This is a genomic window from Thalassotalea montiporae (assembly GCF_053485855.1).
The window spans coordinates 109,077-129,617 of sequence record NZ_JBQRUO010000002.1 but is presented as its reverse complement, the minus strand read 5'-3'; the positions used below and the strand labels follow the sequence as shown (position 1 = coordinate 129,617).

General features: G+C 43.4%; 17 protein-coding genes and 1 tRNA gene. 5 read left to right on the top strand and 13 right to left on the bottom strand.

The features are described 5' to 3' along the window. Window positions 1-69 precede the first annotated feature (69 nt). The gene (locus ACSLUR_RS07235) at window positions 70-2,298 is read right to left on the bottom strand and encodes a S9 family peptidase (protein WP_448554342.1); all 2,229 of its coding nucleotides are present in this window, start codon (window positions 2,296-2,298) and stop codon (window positions 70-72) included. A 112-nt stretch (window positions 2,299-2,410) separates the two neighbouring features. Further along, the gene (gene radA / locus ACSLUR_RS07230) at window positions 2,411-3,772 is read right to left on the bottom strand and encodes a DNA repair protein RadA (protein ID WP_116016994.1); all 1,362 of its coding nucleotides are present in this window, start codon (window positions 3,770-3,772) and stop codon (window positions 2,411-2,413) included. 181 nt (window positions 3,773-3,953) lie between these two features. Here radA and ACSLUR_RS07225 point away from each other — a divergent pair, with 181 nt between their 5' ends. Then, window positions 3,954-6,398, top strand: coding sequence for a PilZ domain-containing protein (locus ACSLUR_RS07225; protein WP_448553173.1), 2,445 nt, complete (start codon window positions 3,954-3,956; stop codon window positions 6,396-6,398). 114 nt (window positions 6,399-6,512) lie between these two features. Here ACSLUR_RS07225 and serB read toward each other — a convergent pair whose 3' ends face one another. Then, window positions 6,513-7,520 carry a phosphoserine phosphatase SerB gene (serB, locus tag ACSLUR_RS07220; protein WP_448553171.1) on the bottom strand — a complete coding sequence of 336 codons (1,008 nt, stop codon included), beginning with the start codon at window positions 7,518-7,520 and terminating at the stop codon, window positions 6,513-6,515. Between the two features lie 81 nt (window positions 7,521-7,601). Here serB and ACSLUR_RS07215 point away from each other — a divergent pair, with 81 nt between their 5' ends. Beyond that, window positions 7,602-8,210 (top strand): AhpA/YtjB family protein, encoded by a 609-nt coding sequence (locus tag ACSLUR_RS07215; RefSeq protein WP_448553169.1) that lies wholly within the window; start codon window positions 7,602-7,604, stop codon window positions 8,208-8,210. 17 nt (window positions 8,211-8,227) lie between these two features. Here ACSLUR_RS07215 and ACSLUR_RS07210 read toward each other — a convergent pair whose 3' ends face one another. From ACSLUR_RS07210 to ACSLUR_RS07185, 6 genes are all read right to left on the bottom strand, one after another. Next, window positions 8,228-9,028, bottom strand: coding sequence for a TatD family hydrolase (locus tag ACSLUR_RS07210; RefSeq protein WP_448553167.1), 801 nt, complete (start codon window positions 9,026-9,028; stop codon window positions 8,228-8,230). Window positions 9,029-9,120: 92 nt separating this feature from the next. Continuing rightward, a complete protein-coding gene (locus ACSLUR_RS07205) occupies window positions 9,121-10,242 on the bottom strand; it encodes an HDOD domain-containing protein (RefSeq protein WP_448553165.1) in 1,122 nt (373 codons plus the stop codon). Window positions 10,243-10,316: 74 nt separating this feature from the next. Then, entirely contained in the window at window positions 10,317-12,062 is a 1,746-nt protein-coding gene (gene argS, locus ACSLUR_RS07200; protein WP_448553163.1) for an arginine--tRNA ligase, read from the bottom strand. Window positions 12,063-12,480: 418 nt separating this feature from the next. Next, complete coding sequence (prfC, locus tag ACSLUR_RS07195; RefSeq protein ID WP_448553161.1) at window positions 12,481-14,061, bottom strand: peptide chain release factor 3; 1,581 nt, start codon at window positions 14,059-14,061, stop codon at window positions 12,481-12,483. 177 nt (window positions 14,062-14,238) lie between these two features. Continuing rightward, window positions 14,239-15,027: an acyl-CoA thioesterase gene (locus ACSLUR_RS07190; RefSeq protein WP_448553159.1), complete on the bottom strand. Its 789-nt coding sequence runs from the start codon at window positions 15,025-15,027 to the stop codon at window positions 14,239-14,241. A gap of 6 nt (window positions 15,028-15,033) precedes the next feature. Beyond that, on the bottom strand, window positions 15,034-15,591 hold the full coding sequence (locus ACSLUR_RS07185) for a YaeQ family protein (protein WP_448553157.1): 558 nt from the start codon (window positions 15,589-15,591) through the stop codon (window positions 15,034-15,036). A 257-nt stretch (window positions 15,592-15,848) separates the two neighbouring features. Here ACSLUR_RS07185 and ACSLUR_RS07180 point away from each other — a divergent pair, with 257 nt between their 5' ends. From ACSLUR_RS07180 to ACSLUR_RS07170, 3 genes are read left to right on the top strand one after another with little or no spacing between them, the layout of a single operon-like run. Next, window positions 15,849-16,610, top strand: coding sequence for a hypothetical protein (locus tag ACSLUR_RS07180; protein WP_448553155.1), 762 nt, complete (start codon window positions 15,849-15,851; stop codon window positions 16,608-16,610). Between the two features lie 55 nt (window positions 16,611-16,665). Continuing rightward, complete coding sequence (locus ACSLUR_RS07175; RefSeq protein ID WP_116001379.1) at window positions 16,666-17,040, top strand: BlaI/MecI/CopY family transcriptional regulator; 375 nt, start codon at window positions 16,666-16,668, stop codon at window positions 17,038-17,040. Further along, on the top strand, window positions 17,033-18,301 hold the full coding sequence (locus ACSLUR_RS07170; RefSeq protein WP_448553152.1) for a M56 family metallopeptidase: 1,269 nt from the start codon (window positions 17,033-17,035) through the stop codon (window positions 18,299-18,301). The genes ACSLUR_RS07175 and ACSLUR_RS07170 overlap by 8 nt, the downstream gene beginning before the upstream one ends. Window positions 18,302-18,337: 36 nt before the next feature. Here ACSLUR_RS07170 and rimI read toward each other — a convergent pair whose 3' ends face one another. The 4 genes from rimI to ACSLUR_RS07150 all read right to left on the bottom strand — a co-directional run bounded on the left by rimI (window position 18,338) and on the right by ACSLUR_RS07150 (window position 20,540). Next, complete coding sequence (gene rimI / locus ACSLUR_RS07165; protein ID WP_448553150.1) at window positions 18,338-18,820, bottom strand: ribosomal protein S18-alanine N-acetyltransferase; 483 nt, start codon at window positions 18,818-18,820, stop codon at window positions 18,338-18,340. Window position 18,821: 1 nt separating this feature from the next. Then, on the bottom strand, window positions 18,822-19,163 hold the full coding sequence (locus ACSLUR_RS07160; RefSeq protein ID WP_448553148.1) for a hypothetical protein: 342 nt from the start codon (window positions 19,161-19,163) through the stop codon (window positions 18,822-18,824). A gap of 101 nt (window positions 19,164-19,264) precedes the next feature. Then, window positions 19,265-19,341: transfer RNA gene (locus ACSLUR_RS07155), tRNA-Trp, on the bottom strand. Between the two features lie 521 nt (window positions 19,342-19,862). Then, window positions 19,863-20,540, bottom strand: coding sequence for a tetratricopeptide repeat protein (locus tag ACSLUR_RS07150; protein ID WP_448553146.1), 678 nt, complete (start codon window positions 20,538-20,540; stop codon window positions 19,863-19,865). Window position 20,541 lies beyond the last annotated feature (1 nt).

Sequence of the window (20,541 nt, the reverse complement as noted above, 5' to 3'; positions counted from 1 at the left end):
AAAAGGGTAGGAAGTGAAAAACAAAGGCGGCTTATAAGCCGCCTTAAAGAGTATATCTAAATCGCAAGTTTATGGTTGAAAGTGACGATTAAAGAAATTCACTATGGTGCCATTCAAATGCACTTTAACGGCTTTGCCACGCATACTGTGCTTACTGCCTGGGTATGTCATTAGCTCGAACGTCTTGTTTTTATCCTGCATTGCTTTAATTAGCTTAGTGGTGTTGGTGAACAGTACGTTGTCGTCTGCCATGCCATGGTAAACCAGTAATGCGCCCGATAGACCATCAATATAAGGGAAAACACTACTCGCATCGTAACCTGCTTGGTTAGCTTGTGGGTGGTTTAGATAACGTTCGGTGTAGTGTGTGTCATACAACATCCAATCGGTTACCGGAGCGCCAGAAACACCTGCTTTAAAGTAATCGCCCGCCTTGAACATGGTCATCAGTGCCATATATCCGCCGTAAGAATGGCCGTATATGCCAATGCGCTCTTTATCAACGAACGGTAAGGTATGTAGGTATTTTACACCAGTGATTTGATCGGTAACTTCAACGTCACCCAATTTTTCATAAATTGGGAATTCAAATGCAGTGCCACGATAATTTGAGCCACGGTTGTCTAGTTGGAATACGACATAGCCTTGTTGCACTAAATACTGAGTTAAGTACTCCTTTGAGCCCCATTGATTGGTCACTCGCTGTGCATGTGGGCCGCCATAAACACGAACAATCACAGGGTACTGCTTACCTGGCGCCATGTTTTTCGGCTTGTATAACTTGTAGTAAAGGTTGGCTTGATCATCATCAGACTTGAGCGAGCCAAACTCTGGTTGCACCCAATCGCTTAGATAAGGGGTTAGTGGGTGGGTTTCGTCAAGTTTGTTTTCTGATAACCAAGTTAGGTGCTCGCCGCCAATTTGGTGCAAACTTACTTGTTTAGGCTGGGCAATGCTCGAATAATCATCCAAATAGGTTTGGTAATCACCCGCAATAGTCACATCGTGATAGCCGTTGCGCTTAGTAACACGAGCTACGTGCTCCGGTGATTTACCCGATAACGGCGCTTTGTATAAGTGACGCTCAAGTGGGGTATCGGCACGACCAGTGAAGTAGACCCAGCCATTTTTCTCATCAACGGCTTTTAGGCTATCAACAACCCAATCGCCTTTGGTTAACTGCGCTTTTAATTTACCTTTTTTACTGTAGTGGTAAAGGTGTTTAAAGCCGTCTCGTTCAGACGCCCAAATAAAACTGCCATCGCTTAAGAAGTGAAGATCATCGTGCAGGTTTAACCAGTGATCTGAAGTTTCAGTTAGCAAGGTGTTTTGGCGGCGCGATTTAATATTGTAGCTGCGTAGCTCTAGAGTTTGCTGGTTGCGACTCTGCCATTGGTAGGTTAGTTGTTGGCTATCTGGCATCCAATTGACACGTGGTAGATAAATGTCGGTTTCATCACCTGTGTCGACAAACCGAATACGCTTACCTTTAACATCTACAGTTGCCAATTGAATGTTAACGTTGTTAGTGCCGGTTGCGGGGTAGCGCTGCTCAATCAGTTTAATTTCTTCCGCGTAAATTTCATTGCGGATTTCTACTTGTACTGGCGACTCATCAACTCGTAAGAAGGCTAAGTTTTGCTCGTTGGGTGCCCACCAGTAACCCGTCATTCGACCCATTTCTTCTTGGGCGACAAACTCTGACATGCCGTTTTTAATTAGCCCGCCACCGTCTTTTGTTAAACGACGCTCTTTGCCCGAGCTTAGCTCGTAAGCATAAATGTTTTGCTCACGAATAAAGGAAATGTAATTGCCCTTTGGCGAAAACTTAACGTCGGTTTCAAATTCCGGCGTATCGGTAATACGACGTGCAGTCTGTTCAGTTAAACTGTAGTAGTAAACGTCACCATTAAGTGGAAACAATAACGCGGTGCCATCGCTAGAAAAGGTATACTCCATAATGCCTGAGCCATAAACACGTTGGCGTTCGCGGCGTGCTTTTTCTTCGTCAGACAAGGTTTCAGGGCCTGAGAAAATATCGTTGGAGTCAACCAGTAAGCGATGCTGTTTATCGGCAAGGTTGTATTCCCACAAGTCATAACGGTATAAGTCTTCTTTTTTACCTTGTAGGTAGGTAACACGTTGGCCGTCGGGGGAGAACTTAAGAGACTTTGGCGTTTGGCCGCTAAGTGATGGCGAGCTGTAAATACGCTCTAGTGAAAGCTGTTCGGCATACACAGGTTGCAATGCCAGCGCACATCCCAGAGTGAGTGCGACTCGAGTGAATAACGTCATAATAAACCTGGATTTTATTATTGGTAAAAGTGGTTAATGCCAATGCGTTGATGCAATCTAAGCATTAACCAAGGATTTTGTGTTGTCGCATACTAGCAAAATTCACCGGCTAAGGCTAAATCGCCTCCAAAGCTTCGCTCAGCTTTTTAACGCCGATAACCTTCATGCCATCAATCTTAGTTTTTGGCATATTGTTATAAGGTACAATTGCTCGTTTAAAACCGTGCTTAGCGGCTTCATTGATACGCTCTTGACCACTGGGCACAGGGCGAATTTCACCTGACAAACCAACTTCACCAAATACCACTAAATCTTGCGGCAGGGCGCGATCGCGAAAGCTAGAAACTAACGCTAAAAGTAAGGCCAAATCGATACTAGTTTCAGACACCTTAACGCCACCAACCACGTTAACGAATACGTCTTGGTCATTCATTTGCAAGCCGCCGTGGCGATGTAAAATCGCCAGTAGCATGGCAAGTCGGTTTTGCTCAGCGCCAACCGCAACACGCCTTGGGTTACCGAGCGCGGAGTGATCGACTAAGGCTTGAATTTCAACCAGTAGCGGTCGAGTGCCTTCCCACAAAACCATCACAATACTGCCTGGTGTTTGCTCTTCACCGCGGTTTAGAAAGATCGCAGACGGATTTTTGACTTCTTTAAGCCCAGTACCTGTCATGCCAAAGACACCGAGCTCGTTAACCGCGCCAAAACGGTTTTTATGGCCACGCAAGGTGCGATATCGCGAATCGGTTGAGCCTTCGAGCATAATGGAGCAGTCAATACAGTGCTCAAGTACTTTAGGGCCAGCTAACGAGCCGTCTTTGGTGACATGGCCAACTAAAATCATGGCAACGTGGTGTTGTTTAGCAAAGCGAGTTAAAAATGCGGCGCTTTCACGCACTTGCGAAACACTTCCAGGTGCCGATTGAATATCGGCCATATGCATTACCTGGATGGAATCAATAACCATGATTTTTGGCTGCTCACGCTCGGCAATATGGCAAATATTTTCAACGCTAGTTTCTGATAATAACTTCAACTGATCGGTGGCTAGCCCTAAACGTTTGGCCCGCATGGCGACTTGCTGCAAGGATTCCTCACCTGTGATGTACAGGGTTGGCATTTGGCTCGCTAGGTGACACATGGTCTGTAGCAATAATGTACTTTTGCCAGCGCCGGGCTCACCACCAATTAAAATGGCACTGCCTGGTACGATACCACCACCTAAAACACGATCGAACTCAAGGAATCCCGATGAAAAACGTGGTAGATCTGTTAAGTCGATACTATCTAATGTTTGTACTTGCGACGCGACGCTGCCAGCGAAGCCTGAAAAGCTTCCGCCTCGGCCACTTGCCTTGGGTTGACGAAACTCTGAAATAGTGTTCCAAGCCTTACATTCTGGGCATTGGCCGAGCCAACGAGAAAAATCGGCACCGCATTCAGTGCAGACATACGAAGTTTTATTTTTTGCCATGATTATCCTTTTGGGGCACAGATATTGCTAGCTCGATGCGTTAGATATTGATTTTAATTAAATTGTGTTTAAAAATTGGCGCTTAACACTGTCTTAACTGGCTATTATCGGCTAAGTCTTATATATACTGGCTTGTGTCGTAATTCGCAATTAGCGCCATTGTAAAGAAAATAGAGATTAGATGACCAAGAATTTTTCTCAATATGCAAAAATCATTGAGCGTTTTAGAGGCCAAGTAAAGCAATCAGACTTTGAGGCCATCTTTCTAGACGCGACGAAAAATATTGCGAAAACCGAACGTTTCCTACTAAAAATGGAAATTAAACGTTTGGCACAACCTTGTACTCGTTTGATTGACTTGCGTGGTCATGTCGATGGTGAATGTAAAGCCTTTGAAGATGAAGAGCGCACGCATTATCTCGATGACTTAGCGATTCGAGTATACAAAGATAATGTCAGCGCTTATGGCGGTTACACCTTCGGTGTTTACGAGGCGGTAAATAATACTGAAAACAATTTCCGCGTTATTTATCAACGTGAAAAATCGGGCAGCCTGCCAGCAGCAGCGCCAAGCGGCGCACCAAAAGTTCAAGAAAAACTTTATTACCCAGCTAAATTTGTACCTTTTGGGGATTTTTATAATCGCCAAGAAGAGCGTATGAATTTCGCGATTGCCGTTGGAGTAACGCTTGCTAATGGTGAACTAATAGAAGCGACTAGCTCAGACTTGAGTATTTCAGGTGTTAAGCTGCGCTTTGCGGCCATGCAAAAAATATCGGTTGGCGATGTTATTAAGCTTGAATTTACTGGCCTAACGCAGGAGTTCCAATTTGGTAGTCAGTCAAACTTTGAGTATCAAGTAGAAAACATCAGTGTTGAAAATCAAGTTCAACTGATTGGTGCGTCACGTATTCTCGACAAAGAAAAAGATGGCTTTAAGCAGTTTCTCAAAGGTTTTATTCAAGGCAATAAACGCCGTTATAAAATTAATTTAGACAATACCATTGCCGCGCTAAAGTCTCGCAGCTTAGAACAGTTTGCCTTGCCGAAAATCAATGAGTTACCAGTATTTGTGGCAGCTAAAGAAGGTAAGTTTGTACCGCGTTACGCACTAACCTGTAATAACAACCAAGCGGTTTATCAGTACTGGCAGAATGAAGCGAAACAAAGCACGCTATATAACTTGATTGATTCGGATCGCGTTGAGCGTATGCTACGCGCTGAAAAGACTGGACATTCCTTACTGGTGTACAGCTTTGTTCATCAAAGCCAAGGCCGTTCTTATTTTTATACCGCGGATGAGAAGCAACTTGCTCAAGATGAGCCATTTGCTAAGCACTTTTTAGGCTTTGCTGCGTCGAAATCGACATTTGCTGTTACTATGCTCTCGATTGTTGCGGTTGATAAAGCAAAAGCAAATGCGCCATTAACGCTTGCAAACACCTTGACCAAAAAAGATGCCTACCTAGACATGCCAATTTCGGAAGAAGTGCAAAGTATTCTTTCGGGCTTGTCATATATTGTCGTCGCAACTGACGTTACTACAAAGCAAATACGCAGTGATTACCAGCAGTTTAGTTACGACGATATTGTCACCAGTAAATTAAAAGCATTTGGCCACAAGCGTTTGGTTAACGCACCGGCAATGGATGAAATTGGCGTTAACTATCGAAACCAACGACAAGAGCCTAGATTTGTCTATAAAACTCCTGTCGAGGTTGAAGCGGAAGGTGTTATGTGGACAGGCACTTCACAGGACTTTTCGGTATCAGGTCTTAAAGTGCACTTAGATAAGTCGGCAGTATTAAGCAAAGGTGAAATTGTTAAGATTGCCTTCCCGAATCTACAAAAAATTACGTCAACCTTTGAATTAAAGTCGCTGCCTTATGAAGTCATGCGCATCAATAAAAAGAAAAATGTGCTGAATTTGCGTGTCCATGTTGAGCGTCATCAGCATATTGGCAGAGCTTTCTTTAAAGTATTGATTGAAAAAAACAAAGCCAAGCTGACCAAAGAAGAATACGCCGATATGACGCCGGGGCTTGCCAAAGCATTACGTACAATCTATGCGAAAAGTACGAGCGTGCCGAGCTTCTTTGTGCAATCAAGTGGCAGTCGCTACAAGGTTGAAACGTTGGCAGGCGGTAATAATGAAAAACCGTTTTTAATGAGCATGAAAGGTTTAAGTGATCGGCCTAAGCACCTCAATCTTTACCCATTATTACATCATCCAGAAGCGGCTAATTTGGTTAACCTCACGTTGAAAAAACTCCAACAAGCTGATGCCCCAGCAGAGGAAACCTTGTTTATTTCAATTAAGCGGAATGCTGACGCGATTGATCAGGCAGTGACAACCAAGTTAGCCAGTGAACTAAGTTCCACTAAATTGAAAAAGATGTTTATCGACAAGGCGCAAAAAAGCGGTGAGTTTTATTGTGTGCAAATTAAATTGTCTCGCACCGCTGAGCCGGATATGGAGCACTTGAATCCAGAGTTAAGCTATATTGGTTCTTATGCAATTCATCGCGGCAAGCAATTAGAGCAAGAAATTTGGAGCGTTGCTGGCGTAATGCAGTGTTTCGATATCACTCAAGAAGTGATTAATCGCCATAAACTGCTAAATTAAAAACATTCACCAGTTATCAAATCAAAAAAGCCAGCATATTTCGCAATATGCTGGCTTTTTCTTATGTTGTCTTTTTATAGTGTTGCCTTTTTCTTCGACAGGAAAAAAAGTGGGTTATTTTAACCAATGAAGCATACAATCAAGCCCACTATGGCTAATGCTTGAGTCGGCTTTCGCTAGAACTAAAGGTTTTGCTTTATAGGCGACACCTAAGTGAGCGGCTCCCATCATCACAAGATCATTAGCACCATCGCCCATGGCAACTGTTTGTGTTGCCTTAATGCCATATTGCTCGGCGAGTTCAACAAGCACGTCTGCTTTCTTTTGAGCGTCAACCACATTGCCAAGCACCTTGCCTGTTAGTTTCTCATCAACAATCTCTAGCGTATTCGCATAGGCGGCATCTAAGCCTAATGTTTCTTTTAGATGGTCAGCAAAATAGGTAAAGCCGCCAGAGGCAATGGCAACACGCCAATTGTGCGTTTTTAATGCCTCAACTAATGTGACAAGCCCAGCCATTAACGGCAAGTTATTTGCGACTGCTGCAAGAATTGACTCTGGCGCATCCTCAAGAGTGGCAACGCGTTGATGTAAGCTTTGTGAGAAATCTAGCTTACCTTGCATTGCTAGTTCTGTTACCTCAGCAACTTTTTCACCAACGCCTGCTAACTTAGCAATTTCGTCAATACATTCAATTTCAATGGTAGTGGAATCCATGTCCATCACTAGTAAACCTGGTTCGTCTAAGCGTGGTGCGTCAGTGACAATGGCAGCTTCAAAATTCTCGCTTTGGGTCAATGCTACTAACTGCTCGCGCGCCAATGTAATGTTTTCACATTCAATTGCAAAACGGACACTTTCCAGTTGATTTCGTTGATTGAACGCGGTTAATGCGGTCAACGATAGTTGGCATTGCTGTTCGATACGAGCAAGTAAGCTGACACTAATCGAGCTAAAAACCACAAGCTCAATGTTTGTATTTTGTGCCTGATACTCGCTAAATTGAAAACCGCTCGGGGTTGTTGAAAGGCACACGGGCGCTTGAGCTAATACAGTTTGAAAGGCTTGTGCAAGCGGTTGGTCGCTGACACTGACATCAGATTGAAAATTGCTGGTAATCACGAAAGAGTCCTAAATTCAGTATTTAAACAGATGCATACATGCTATATGGTATAAATATTGTTCACTTGGTTAATGGCTACGATGCAAACAGAATTGCCTTTATACCCCAAAATATCATCGATTTATAACAAAATTCTGCAATTAGCGATTGCGATAGTCTTGATTGTTGTGCTGCTCAATATGCTGATAACTCGTTATAACGACCAAGCTCAGTTGATTTCTAGCCAACAGCAAGCGTTCGCTGATGATTATATTAACCAAGCAGCACAAGCGATGTTGGTGTTATTAAAGCAAGGTAAAAAAGCCGCGACGAATGAATACTTAGCAAAGCTCGCGTTGCCTGAGTTTATTTCAGGAGTGACCTTGTATGATCAAACTGGGCAAACTGTCGGCGTTGGTGGTAAAGAGCAGAGCATTCATGAATTATTTGGCATCAATACGCCAGAAGTATCGCAATATTCCGACGTGTCTCCGCTTGTGGTCGAACTTAGGGATGAAAAACTGCAAGGCTATTTACGCTTTACTATCAGCAAACAAGCGTGGCAACAAAGCTTGCAACAGGCTAATACTGAACATCAAGAAATTATGCGTTACATGCTACTCGTTGCTGGTTTGATTGGCTTTTTGTTGGCACGCGGATTAAGTCGTTTTAGGTCGCCAACTTCACTGCTTAAAAGCAAGCGTCACTAATAGCGAAGGTATTAAAGTCACAAGTTAAACAAGCGGTTTATATTCGCTTCAATCTGCTCGCTTAACATATCTTTGTCTTCACTACGTAAACTAGCTAGCGTCTCAAAAACATCGACAACATGTTTGGGGTGGTTTGCTTGTCCCTGAAAACCCGCTAGTGGCATTGCCGGTGCATCTGTTTCCAATACCAGTGATTCAATCGGTAACTTTTTAACGGTGTTAATGGTTTTGGCTGCTCTGGGGTAAGTGATCGTGCCGCTAATACCCAATAAAAAACCTAAGTCTAGATATTGTTTTGCTTGCTGGTAGCTGCCTGAGAACGCGTGAATTATACCGCCATGACTTAGCTTAGCCGCTTTGAGGCTGCGCACAACTTCGGGGTGGGACCGCCGGTGGTGAACGATTACGGGCAGTTGATGCAGCTTGGCTAGCTCAAGTTGTTGCTCAAAGATAGTGATTTGCTGGTTAAGATGCTGCGTTGGTGCTTTGCTGTCTTTAGCTATTGTCCCATCAATGCCCATTTCTCCGAGTGCAATCAGCGAAGCTTTGTGCTCCGCTATTAGTTTGTCGAGTTGCTCAATGGCATCATCGGCTAAACCATCGAGAAACCAAGGGTGAATGCCCAAGCAAGGATAGAGTTCAACTGAGTTTGTTGCTTGGGCTGGCAGCGATAGCACTTGTTGCCAGTTTTGTGGGCCAATACTAGGCACAATAATGCGCTTTATTTGCTGTGCTTCACAAGTTGTTAGCACATCATTTAACGACTGGCTGAGTTCGTCAAAATCTAGGTGGCAATGGCTGTCAGTAAAGCTTAGCAAGTGTTTCTCAGTTATTGTTGGTATACGGTTTACATATAAAAAAGGTTAGCATGAAGCTAACCTTTTTTGTTCATCAGATGTTTGTGAGCGAGCTAAAAATTGCGAATTTTTTCTGCACGTGCCACTAGTTTTTCTAACATGGGCTCAAGCTTAAATTTCTCAATAAAAAGCGGTGATAACTCGCGCTCTTTGAGCAAGGTATTCGCTAGGTAAACCGCGTGAGCGGTGCCGAAAGGTTTGTTGAGCAGTTTTTCCGGTTGATATTGCAATACCAAAGCTTCGACAATGGCATAAGGAAAGCCCCATAAATGCAATAAGTAGCCGCCCACTTGGGCATGATCAGTATTAAATAACTTTTGCTCTAAGCCAATGTTATCGCTGCCATTTAAGCGCTCCGCCATAAACTTTTTGGTTTGCTTTTCGTCAACTTCATAGAGCACTAATTTGCCAATGCCATGCAGCAAACCGGTCAGTAATGCTTGTTGTTTTAACTGCGCTTTAACGATTGATGCCGCCATTCGCGCGGTTGCTAAACAGTGCTGTTGTTCTTGCTCGATTGAGAAGTCAGGAATATTGGGTTGGTAGGAAAACATTTCTGCCGTCATCACAATACAGCACAGGGTATCAACCCCCATTTTAGTGATGGCATCACCGATGTTCGTAATTTGCTTGCCCTTCGCCATCGCAGAGCTATTGACGAATTGTAGTACTTTAGCGACGAGTGCTGGGTCGCGACTAATAATTTCGGCAATCTTTGCTGAGTCAGTAGTGCTTTGTTTTAGCAGCTGATTAAGCTGCATATAAACCTTAGGTGGGCTTGGAAGGGTTTTGACCTTAGCAACGGCATCAACAATATGTTTTTTGGTGATAACTTTGTGCTGCGGCACCATAGCCTCAAGCAAGGTGACAAGGTCTGCAGCGTGAATCGGTGAACGAATCTGCTCGTGCGCTAAATCAAAATCACTGTTGTCATCGTGGGTAACGACAATTTTAAGGGCATGAGGAGCCGCTTGAATAAGTGCTTTTAGGCACGCGTCTACCGCCATACCCGCCAATTGCTCGTTAACTACAACGACGTCGTAACGGCTAGCGGCAAGCAGCTCAAGTGCCTGTTCAGCATTGGCAACCTGGCTTAAAGTATGATTACCGCGACTAAAAATTTTATTTAACGTTGCTTGATCGGCGCTATTAGCCCCGATAAGTAAAAGCTTCATTACAACTTCACCTCTTCCTTACTCCCTAAAAATAACATCCTATTCAAGCTGCATCCCTGTCACAGGGGAGCGTATTACATACGCTCCATCACATCGATACCTAAGATATCTAAGCCCTTGGCAAGTGTGGTTGCGACACTTGCACAAATCGCTAAGCGTGATGTCTTAGTTTCTTCGCTAATACCTTCTTTTAGGATTGGGCAAGCTTCGTAGAAGCTCATGTACAAGCTCGCTAACTCGTATAAGTAGTTACAAAGTAGGTTAGGGGTACAGTCAGCAATCACTGAATCTAGTACTTCTTCCAACTGAAGTAGCTTAAGGGCTAGCGCTTTTTCTTGTGGTGCTTCAATTGTTGCTTGCTCTGTTAAGCTTGCCGCGTCAACGCCAGCTTTGCGGAAAATACTTTGAATACGCGAGTAAGCGTACTGTAAGTATGGTGCTGTCGCCCCTTCAAAGCTCAGCATGGTTTTCCAGTTAAAGATGTAGTCGCTAGTGCGGTTTTTCGATAAATCAGCGAATTTCACTGCGCCAATACCCACTTTACGCGCCACTTCTTCAAGCTGCTCAGCGCTGATTTCAGGGTTTTTCTCTTTGATTAAGTCAGTTGCACGCGTAACCGCTTCGTCAAGTAGCTCTGCTAGCTTAATCGTGCCGCCAGTACGGGTTTTAAACGGCTTGCCGTCATCACCCATCATCATGCCGAATGGGCAGTGATCGTAAGCCACTTGCTCAGGTAAGAAACCGGCTTTACGAGCAACGATTTCCACTTGCTTAAAGTGCAAGGCTTGGCGCGCATCGGTAAAAATAATGATGCGATCAGCGTTTAACTCACCACTGCGGTAACGACAAGCTGATAAGTCTGTCGTTGCGTATAAGTAGCCGCCACCAGATTTTTGTACGATAAATACCGAAGGCTCGCCGTCTTTGTTCGCCATTTCGTCGATAAATACCACTTTCGCGCCTTGGTCTTCAACGGCAATTTCTTGTGCCATTAATTCATCGATAACTTTTGGTAAGTCTGGGTTGTAGGCGCTTTCACCCATAATATCGTTACGGGTTAGGGTAACGTTGAGCTTTTCGTAAATCTCTTCACTGTGGGCGATAGAGATATCAATAAACTGTTGCCATAGCTTGTCGCATTCCGCGTCACCACCTTGCAGTTTTACTACGTATTCACGGGCGCGATCAGCAAAGCCTTCTTCGTCGTCAAAGCGCACTTTGGCTTCACGGTAGAAAGCTTCTAAGTCAGATAGGGCAGTTTCAGCGACTTCATCGGCGGCTAGTTTATCGCTAAGGTGAGCGAGTAACATTCCAAACTGTGTACCCCAGTCACCCATATGGTTTTGGCGAATAACTTTATCACCACGGAATTCTAGGGCGCGTACCACGGCATCACCAATAATGGTTGAACGTAAGTGACCAACGTGCATTTCTTTCGCTAGGTTAGGCGCTGAATAGTCAACCACAACAGTTTGTGGCTCTGCACGCTGGCTAACACCTAAGTTAGTATCAGCGGCGCTGGCTGCTAATTGGCTAGCAAGCCAAGTGTTGTTTAAATGAATATTAATAAAACCTGGGCCTGCAAGTTCGATATTGTCTGCAATATCTGCTAGCGCTGGTGTTAAATGTTCAACCACTTTTGTCGCTAATTCGCGTGGGTTGGTTTTAAGCTTTTTCGCCGCGCCCATCACGCCATTGGCTTGGTAATCACCAAATTGCGGTTTGGTTGATTGACTAACGGCTGGGTTGGTATCTGCTGGTAAGCCTGCTGCTACCATGGCTTTTAGAACAATTTCACTTAATAACGCTTTAATATTCATTTTATTATCTCTTTCATTCATTCTTGCCCGAATTAAGTTGAATTTGGGCATTTTCGCCGTGTTAAAGAAATAACTCACGCCGAATTAATATTCAGATTATTATTAACTATGCCACTGAATAGAGCGACGCATAATTAATATAAGACTATTTAATTATCTCTTTCATTCATTCCAGCCCGAATTAAGTTGAATTTGGGCATTTTCACCGTGATAAAGAAGTAACTCACGCAGAATTAATATTCAGATAATTATTAACTATGTCACTTGATAGAGCGATGCATAATTAATATAAGATTATTTAATTGCCAATTTCATCGTAGGGGACGTTTTAGCATAGCCGTCAAATTTTTCATGAGAGAGCATAGTTAAACTAGGTGACAAGAAAAAATGACGACTAAAACACTTCTATAACGAAATTTTAGTGTTCGCGCGTTTTATGGAAAACAATATCTGGATGACGCTCTTGTGCCAAATTCAGGTTAACCATGGTTGGTGCGATATAGGTTAAGTTATCGCCGCCATCAAGCGCCAAGTTGTCTGATGCTTTCTTGCGGAACTGATCAAGCGTGCGCTCATCATCACAAGTACACCAGCGCGCGGTGGCAACACTTATTGGCTCGTAAATCGCATCTACGTTGTATTCGGTTTTTAAGCGCTGAACAACTACTTCAAATTGCAGCACACCAACCGCGCCAACAATCATATCGTTGTTATCTAACGGTCTAAATACCTGTACTGCACCTTCTTCTGATAACTGGATCAGACCTTTTTGCAGTTGCTTAGCTTTAAGTGGATCGCGCAGGCGAATACGACGGAACATTTCTGGCGCGAAGTTAGGAATACCGCTGAACTTCATTTCTTCGCCATTGGTAAAGGTATCACCAATTTGGATACTACCGTGGTTGTGCAAACCAATAATGTCACCAGCAAAGGCTTCTTCAACGTTAGCGCGATCGCCCGCCATAAAGGTTACCGCATCGGCAATTTTCACGTCTTTACCAATACGCACTTGGCGCATCTTCATGCCTTTGCTGTATTTACCTGAAACGATACGCATAAAGGCGATACGGTCACGGTGCTTCGGATCCATATTTGCTTGAATCTTAAAGACGAAACCCGAGAATTTTTCCTCGATGGCTTCTACATCGCGTTTGTCTGTTGAGCGTGGCTGCGGTGTAGGTGCCCATGTCGTTAAGCCATCAAGCATATGGTCAACACCAAAGTTACCAAGCGCAGTACCAAAGTATACGGGTGTTAATTCACCTCTTAGGAACTCTTCAAGGTTGAATTCGTGCGATGCACCGACGACTAATTCTAATTCTTCACGTAAGTCTTCCGCGAAAGCACCAATTTCAGCGTCAAGCTCTGGGTTGTCTAAGCCTTTAATCACGCGTTTTTCTTGAATCGTGTGACCTTGGCCTGTGGCGTAAAGGATGGTTTCATCGGTTAAGATGTTGTATACACCTTTAAACTCTTTACCCATGCCAATAGGCCAAGTGATTGGCGCACATTTAATTTTCAATACGTCTTCCACTTCGTCCATGACTTCCATTGGATCACGGGTATCGCGGTCCATTTTGTTCATAAACGTAATGATTGGCGTGTCACGCAAACGGGTAACTTCCATTAATTTAATGGTTCTGTCCTCAACACCTTTAGCGGTGTCGATAACCATTAAACAAGAGTCTACCGCTGTTAGCGTACGATAGGTATCTTCCGAGAAGTCTTCGTGACCTGGGGTGTCGAGCAGGTTAACGAGGCAGTCAGCGTATGGAAATTGCATTACCGAGGTAGTGATCGAGATACCACGGTCTTTTTCCATTTCCATCCAGTCAGACTTAGCGTGCTGACCAGATTTTTTCCCCTTTACCGTACCGGCTGTTTGCAAAGCTTGACCGAATAATAATACTTTTTCGGTGATCGTGGTTTTACCCGCATCCGGGTGAGAGATGATAGCAAACGTGCGGCGCTTGCCGACTTCTTGCTGTTGTACAGACATGCCTGATTCCTGTAACGATAAGGGTGAAAATTAAAAGCGCAGTATTATAGCGAGAAGTGTCGATAAGAGCAGCAAAAATTATTTGTCATTTATTGTTACTACTCGCACTTATTGACTATAAATCACCCCTGTCGAATCAACGAATCAACGAATCAAGCATTCATCTATAAAAATACGTTAGTCAAAAACCCCTACTACTTGACGACTGATAGCAATCAGCTTGCCATTGGCGTCCCAAATATCAGATTCCATATGACAATAGCCATCGGCAGCTTGGCGTGGGAAGGATGAATAGGCGAGCCAGTCAGTTGGCTTAATTTCATCATGCGGGTGCAAAAACTCAATATTCCAGTTCATGCTGCTCGCTGGTGCTGGCCATTTTAAGGTTTGCAACACTGGGCAAGGGTAGCCATCGATCAACGCGATCAAGTGAGCATCAGTAATCGCATCTGGCGCTTTGCTAAAGCGAATCCAGCCTTTGATATGGTTCTTTTTACTGCCCATAAATGGGAACTTACCTTCCACTAGGTTGAGGTCTAGGTGTTTTAAAAACTTAGGCACAACTTTCGGGATCGGTGGAATAAACTGTGCTTTTTTCGCTGGCGGTAATTCGTGTCGCTCGGTATTTTCAACCGCGATTTTTGATTGGCGATCAACCGCAAAACACACTTGGCAAATCACCGCGACTTTATCTTGCTGAATGACTTTACCGAAAGCTTGTGTGGCATTTTTACCTTCGCGCAGGATCTCAACTTGTAGCTCAAACGGCTCATCTACCGCCAAAGGCCCGACAAAGTTGCAGTTAAACGAGCGCATTGGCCGGTTGTTAGCGACTTTCGATTTGATTGCCTGATAAAGCACTGCCGCTGAAATACCACCAAATACGGTACGCCCTTGCCCCCAGCTAGCGGGAATGGTGAGTGTCGATGAGTTTGTTGCTTGCGCGAGTAGGGTATCTATATGCATAAAATGCTAATTCCTTGATAGGGTTTGCGGTGTCACTTCAATAGTTTCCTCACCATCTTTTTGACTAGTAATGGTCAACCAAAGTTGGCCTTCAGAAAGAGTACATTGCAGATGCATTTGGCGATCAACTACATTAGCTAATTGTTCGGCTAACTCAGGCGCTATGGTGGTTACGGTTAAATTGCTTTTTAAGCGAAGTTGGTTCTCTTCTTTTTGCCACCACTGGTTAAACGGGCCATCGGCATAACTGTAAATGATCATTTGCTTGGCTTGATTACAGCCTTTTTTGATACGTGTTGCTGATGGCTGGCCAAGCTCTATCCAATGCTCAATTTCATCGTGTAAGTTTTTTTGCCATAAATCAGGCACATCAACATCGCTTAACCCTTTGGTAAATGCCAATGACTCGTTGGCATTAAAAATAAACGCCAAGATGCGCAGCATCATTCTTTCGTTATTTTCAGAAGGGTGACGAGCAATGGTGAGGTCGTGCTCACCGTAGTAGTTTCTATCCATATCAGAGATGGATAACTGAACTTTAAATATTGTTGCTTTAAGCGCCATAAGAAATGATGAATATGAGTAGTTGCTCTAATTATATTCACACAATGGCAGATATTGTCACCTGCTAATTAGCAAATTGGTTGTCTTGGTTTTTATGCGTGATGGCTAATAAATAAACTTGCACATTAAGATTACATGTGTAATTGTTATTTTAGATTACATGTGTAATCAATGAGGTTAAAGCTTAATAAAATTAATCAATTTTGTTCTGCAGGTTAAACGAGCAAGCTCAATTTTGATTCCAAATGGGAAGTTGCATGAAAACACGAAAAACAAGTGCAAAACAGATGGTACTGGGTGTACTTGCTATGGTGACAGCCGGTTGTAGCACACCTACCGTGCATTTGTACGGTCGCTACTTAACCGAGGAGCAACAAACCAATGTTATTGAGCAGTTGCAAAGTAGTCTAGAAGGCAAAGCGTTTAACATTTCTGTTAACCAACATCGGTTTCCTGAGTCGATTAACGATACCACCATTATTTACTCTCCTTTTATCTCAGACCCAGCGATTGTTCATTTGTTAGCAAGCGAGTTATCCAACCTTGATTGGCAAGTAACTCGGACTTCAGCTTTAAAAGAAGGTAATCACTGGTTTCAAAAGAATTCCATTGGCGTATTTCTGGTGCCGAATGGGGTTAACCCGCATGCTGGAACTTCAATGAGAGATATGGCGAATCTGTACCGTATTGAATTCGACAAGAGCCAAGATTTACAACATGGTGAAAGCGATCAATGCCACTCTTCTCTTACGCTCAATTTAAATATAAATGGTCGGTATACTTTTAGCGAAGAAGTTAAAAATGAAAATTATAGCTATGGCACCAGCGGTCAATGGCGAATGCGAGCATACCCATTTATTGAGATGCGCCCCGACGCGGGTGGTCGTTGGCTGTATTTTGAAGCACAGCAAGAATCACGAAATGATCAGATAAGCGAATTGAACGTGACGACATTAACACCAGTAGAAGATTACGCAAATTTAGCGGGCTGTCAGTTTGTTTATGGTCAGCGCAGTTAGGCAGGTTGAGTGCCAATCAGATTGGGCAGGCGAGGCCGCAAGTTAGGAAATTATTATGATTGATATTAGCAATGCTGAAGCCGAAGTATTAACGGTACTTTGGGGGCAACACCCACTGTCTGCTGGCGATATAATCGAGCAGCTTAACCAAGAGCGCCCTTGGCATGAAAAAACCGTGAAAACCTTGCTTAATCGGCTGGTAAAAAAAGGTGCCGTTGGTTTCGAGAAAGATAAACGCCGCTACTTGTACTATCCGATTTTAGAGCAAGCCAGTTATCAACAACACGCTAGTCAGTCGTTAATAAAGCGTTTGTTTAGTGGCCGAGTTTCACCTTTGGTTGCTGGTTTTGCCAAGCACAACAATTTGGAAAAAGAAGACATCGAGTCGTTGAAGCAGTTGATCAGTGATTGGGAGCAAGAAAATGATTAGCTGGCTTGGCGAGGTAATCATCCCATTTACCTTAGTTGCTGCAGTGCTACTGCTGACAAGGCGTTATTTATCCAGCTTTTACAGCCCTCAAATGGGGTACGCTACTTGGCTGCTGTTACCCGCAAGTTTGATTGTCCCTTTTGTTGAATTACCAAACTGGTTTGCTGTCGTTAACGAAGGGCAAAGTGTTCAGCGTTACTTGGCGGTATACAACGCTCAGCCTTCAAGTGCCGGTGTTGAGCTGCCTTTGCTTACTATTTGGCTTGCTGGTGTACTCAGCTTGCTGGGCTTTTGGAGTTTTCAGCACCTAAAACTGATCAAAGCGTACGCTAACTGGCAGCCTGTTACCAATGAACTATTGCAGTACGAAGTGCTAGCAAACAGCGCATTAAAAGTTTACCGAACACAGCAGAACTATAGCCCCGCGCTAGTCGGGATAGTTAAACCGAAACTTTTGATTCCCAAGCATTTTGAGCAGTTGTATTCGAAAGAGCAGCAACAGCTGATTCTTGAGCATGAACTTTGCCATTTCGATCGAAATGACATGGTATGGAACACCATTGGGCTGCTGGTAGTGGCTTTAATGTGGTTTCACCCTCTGGCATGGCTAGCGTATTCGCGCTTTCGCCGTGATCAGGAAATTTCCTGTGATCAAACCGTGTTGGCGCGCAAACACACGACTTGCAGGATTAACTACAGCAAAGCCTTGCTGGTGGCGGCACAAGCATCTCCACCACTTGGCTTTGCTCAATTATCCTTTAAAGAATATGGAGATAAAAACGTGATGTTTGAACGCATTAATATGATTAAACAAGGTTATCAACAATCCAAGCTAGTAAGTACTGCGGTGTTGGTGGGGGCATTAAGTGTAATGTCGGCAATTAGCTATGCTGGTGATGGCTACTCAACAAGTGATACGCATAAGTCGAGCAAGAAAATGAGTAACTTGGCTGATCACATCAAGCCGACAGTGCGCATTGAGCCCAAATATCCGATTCAAGCGGCACGCGATAGCGTTGAAGGTTCGGTGGTACTTAAGTTTGATATTACGCCAAGCGGCAGTGTCAGCAATATCAGTGTTGTTAAAGCTATCCCTGAAAATGTATTTAATAAAGTGGCAAAAACAGCGTTAGCACAATGGCAATATGAAACATCGACTAGTGGTTCAAATAATAATTTAGTACAGTTGGATTTTATGATTGATGATAATTCTACTTTTAATTTCGCGAATTTGACCGAGCAAATAACGGTGAGTAATTAGCGAAGAATTGAAAAGCTGGTTCGTAAACCGTGTAAGTTAGCTTGCCAGCTTTTTCCCCATCACAATAGAGTCTTCATAGCCTGTTGCCGTTGGGTAGTAACCAGTGCGGCGGCTAATTTCGGTAAAGCCATGATTGATGTAAAGCATGATTGCTGGCGTATTGCTGGTTCTAACATCTAGCCAAAGTTGCTCGCCACCAAGGCTTTTCGCTTGCGCAATAAACTGTGTTAGTAGCGCATTACCGAAGCCCTGACCTTGCTCAATGGGGTTTACGCAAATATTCATTAACGTGGCTTCACCTAAAATGTATTCACCAATATAAAAGCCGATAATTTTGCTGTTGCCACTTGCGTCAATAGTTTGCGCATATTCACCAAAATAGCGGCCACCTACACAAGACTGAAATAGTTTTTCTGTCCACGGGTGAGTGTGGCAAGCATTTTCAATAGGCATTAGGGCAGTTACATCAGCTAATGTAATTGTGGTGTAGGTAAGGTTGTTAGTACTTGAATTTGTCATTTTAATTGGCAAGTAGCAGCCAAAGTTGCTGTTTCAGTTGAGGTTGCTGAGCAAGCACTTCTAAACTTGGTGTCACTAAATGCTGCTTGGTCAGTTCAATTGTTTCCGCTTGATGGAATTGCCACTGAAGCAAGCCCAAATCTATTTTGTCTTCTTTAATACTGACTTCAGTTTGATTCAGTGACAGCGCAGTCAAAATATCTAAATAAAAGCGATGGTTTGCCGTTGCTTTGACATCAATGGCTAAATAGTCTGCCGAAGGAGCAGAGTTTTGTTGATCTCGTAGTTGATACAAGTCAATGCCCATGGCGGTCAATTTATCGAATGCTGCTTGCTGGATCATAATAGGCAAATACAATTATCACTTGTGATAAAGAATGATTAACGAGTTTGTTGAGCAGACTATATGTTAGGAACTAACTGAAAGTAAAGAGAGAGAAAAAGTGGCAGGGGTAGAGAGATTCGAACTCCCAACCGTCGGTTTTGGAGACCGCTGTTCTACCAATTGGAACTATACCCCTGCAGAGGCGTTGCATTATACCCAACCAAAGTTAAAGGTAAACCCCTTAAAAAGCGAAAATTGTAAAAAAATAGCGGTTTTTAATTGTTTGCTGGTATTTTCAGCAGAAAGGGCTTGATAAGTAAACAAACCCTTTCTGCTGACAGGGGGCAACTAATACCAACTTGAATAATTATTTGATCACTCAGCGAGAATTTAAAGGCTCATAGACAAGGCTTGGCGTGCAGAGAATGGTTATTCTCTCTTCTATTGAACGAAAAGCAAACGGCATAACGCAGTATATGAGCCTTTAAAACTCGCCTTTAGGAATGCATAAGCAGCATGATAACTGCACACAATTCACTTGATGTAGAACAACTATATCGTCATAAATTTCGTTTGTTCTAATACTGCTTATGTCATTCTGAGAGACTAAATAATTAATCAAATTGGTATAAATATTCGAGATACAGGTTATAAGTATTTTGAGCTAGATGAGTAGAATCTAGGTCATTCAACAAGTTATCTTTGCCGGTTAGTTTCTTAGGGCGTTGAAGCCCAATTACTCGGCCAATCAACCGTTCTTCGGCTGCGCTCTTTGAAGATGTTTAGCTGTGTGTCTAAATACTCTTGTACAGATGCTTGCTTGTTTTTGTCAGTTTGTTGCCACACAAGCCAATTTTCAGCTGCTTCTTCATTTAGTTGAGGTAGTTGCGCCAGTATTGCTGGTTGAGCACTTTTTAGTTGTTCAACTAGGCTTTGCATACTGCTATCACCGTGTCGGTAGGCTTGTGCCAACCAGTAATCTGCTTGCGGTAAGTTTTGATTGTGTAAATAAATCAGCCCTAGGGTATGCATTGCGCCTGGGTGCTTGCTTTGTGCGGCTTGCTCTATGTAGGTAAGCGCTTTTTCAGGGTTTTGGTAGTGGTCGTTGGATAAATAGATGAGCCCCATTTTGTATTGAGCACTTGGTACACCTTTAAATGCAGCTTTTTTGTAGTATTTAACTGCGCGGCGCAAATTCTTTTTCGTACCATAACCGTTGTAATACATGTCAGCTAAGGTGGCGATAGCTTCTTTGTGGCCACTACTAGCATATACATCGAAGTCATTAAAGTAACTGCGACACTTGGTACTCAAGCAAGATGTTATTTCATTTGAAGCGTAACTAGACGCTGAGTAGAAAGACAACAGCGCAATAACTAATAGTGATTTTCTCATG

What these genes read in the sequence shown, in the direction of transcription:
- radA (WP_116016994.1), bottom strand. Translation starts at nt 3,772, where the DNA reads ATGGCAAAAAATAAAACTTCGTATGTCTGCACTGAATGCGGTGCCGAT.
- ACSLUR_RS07225 (WP_448553173.1), top strand. Translation starts at nt 3,954, where the DNA reads ATGACCAAGAATTTTTCTCAATATGCAAAAATCATTGAGCGTTTTAGA.
- ACSLUR_RS07215 (WP_448553169.1), top strand. Translation starts at nt 7,602, where the DNA reads ATGCAAACAGAATTGCCTTTATACCCCAAAATATCATCGATTTATAAC.
- ACSLUR_RS07205 (WP_448553165.1), bottom strand. Translation starts at nt 10,242, where the DNA reads ATGAAGCTTTTACTTATCGGGGCTAATAGCGCCGATCAAGCAACGTTA.
- argS (WP_448553163.1), bottom strand. Translation starts at nt 12,062, where the DNA reads ATGAATATTAAAGCGTTATTAAGTGAAATTGTTCTAAAAGCCATGGTA.
- prfC (WP_448553161.1), bottom strand. Translation starts at nt 14,061, where the DNA reads ATGTCTGTACAACAGCAAGAAGTCGGCAAGCGCCGCACGTTTGCTATC.
- ACSLUR_RS07190 (WP_448553159.1), bottom strand. Translation starts at nt 15,027, where the DNA reads ATGCATATAGATACCCTACTCGCGCAAGCAACAAACTCATCGACACTC.
- ACSLUR_RS07185 (WP_448553157.1), bottom strand. Translation starts at nt 15,591, where the DNA reads ATGGCGCTTAAAGCAACAATATTTAAAGTTCAGTTATCCATCTCTGAT.
- ACSLUR_RS07180 (WP_448553155.1), top strand. Translation starts at nt 15,849, where the DNA reads ATGAAAACACGAAAAACAAGTGCAAAACAGATGGTACTGGGTGTACTT.
- ACSLUR_RS07175 (WP_116001379.1), top strand. Translation starts at nt 16,666, where the DNA reads ATGATTGATATTAGCAATGCTGAAGCCGAAGTATTAACGGTACTTTGG.
- ACSLUR_RS07170 (WP_448553152.1), top strand. Translation starts at nt 17,033, where the DNA reads ATGATTAGCTGGCTTGGCGAGGTAATCATCCCATTTACCTTAGTTGCT.
- rimI (WP_448553150.1), bottom strand. Translation starts at nt 18,820, where the DNA reads ATGACAAATTCAAGTACTAACAACCTTACCTACACCACAATTACATTA.
- ACSLUR_RS07160 (WP_448553148.1), bottom strand. Translation starts at nt 19,163, where the DNA reads ATGATCCAGCAAGCAGCATTCGATAAATTGACCGCCATGGGCATTGAC.
- ACSLUR_RS07150 (WP_448553146.1), bottom strand. Translation starts at nt 20,540, where the DNA reads ATGAGAAAATCACTATTAGTTATTGCGCTGTTGTCTTTCTACTCAGCG.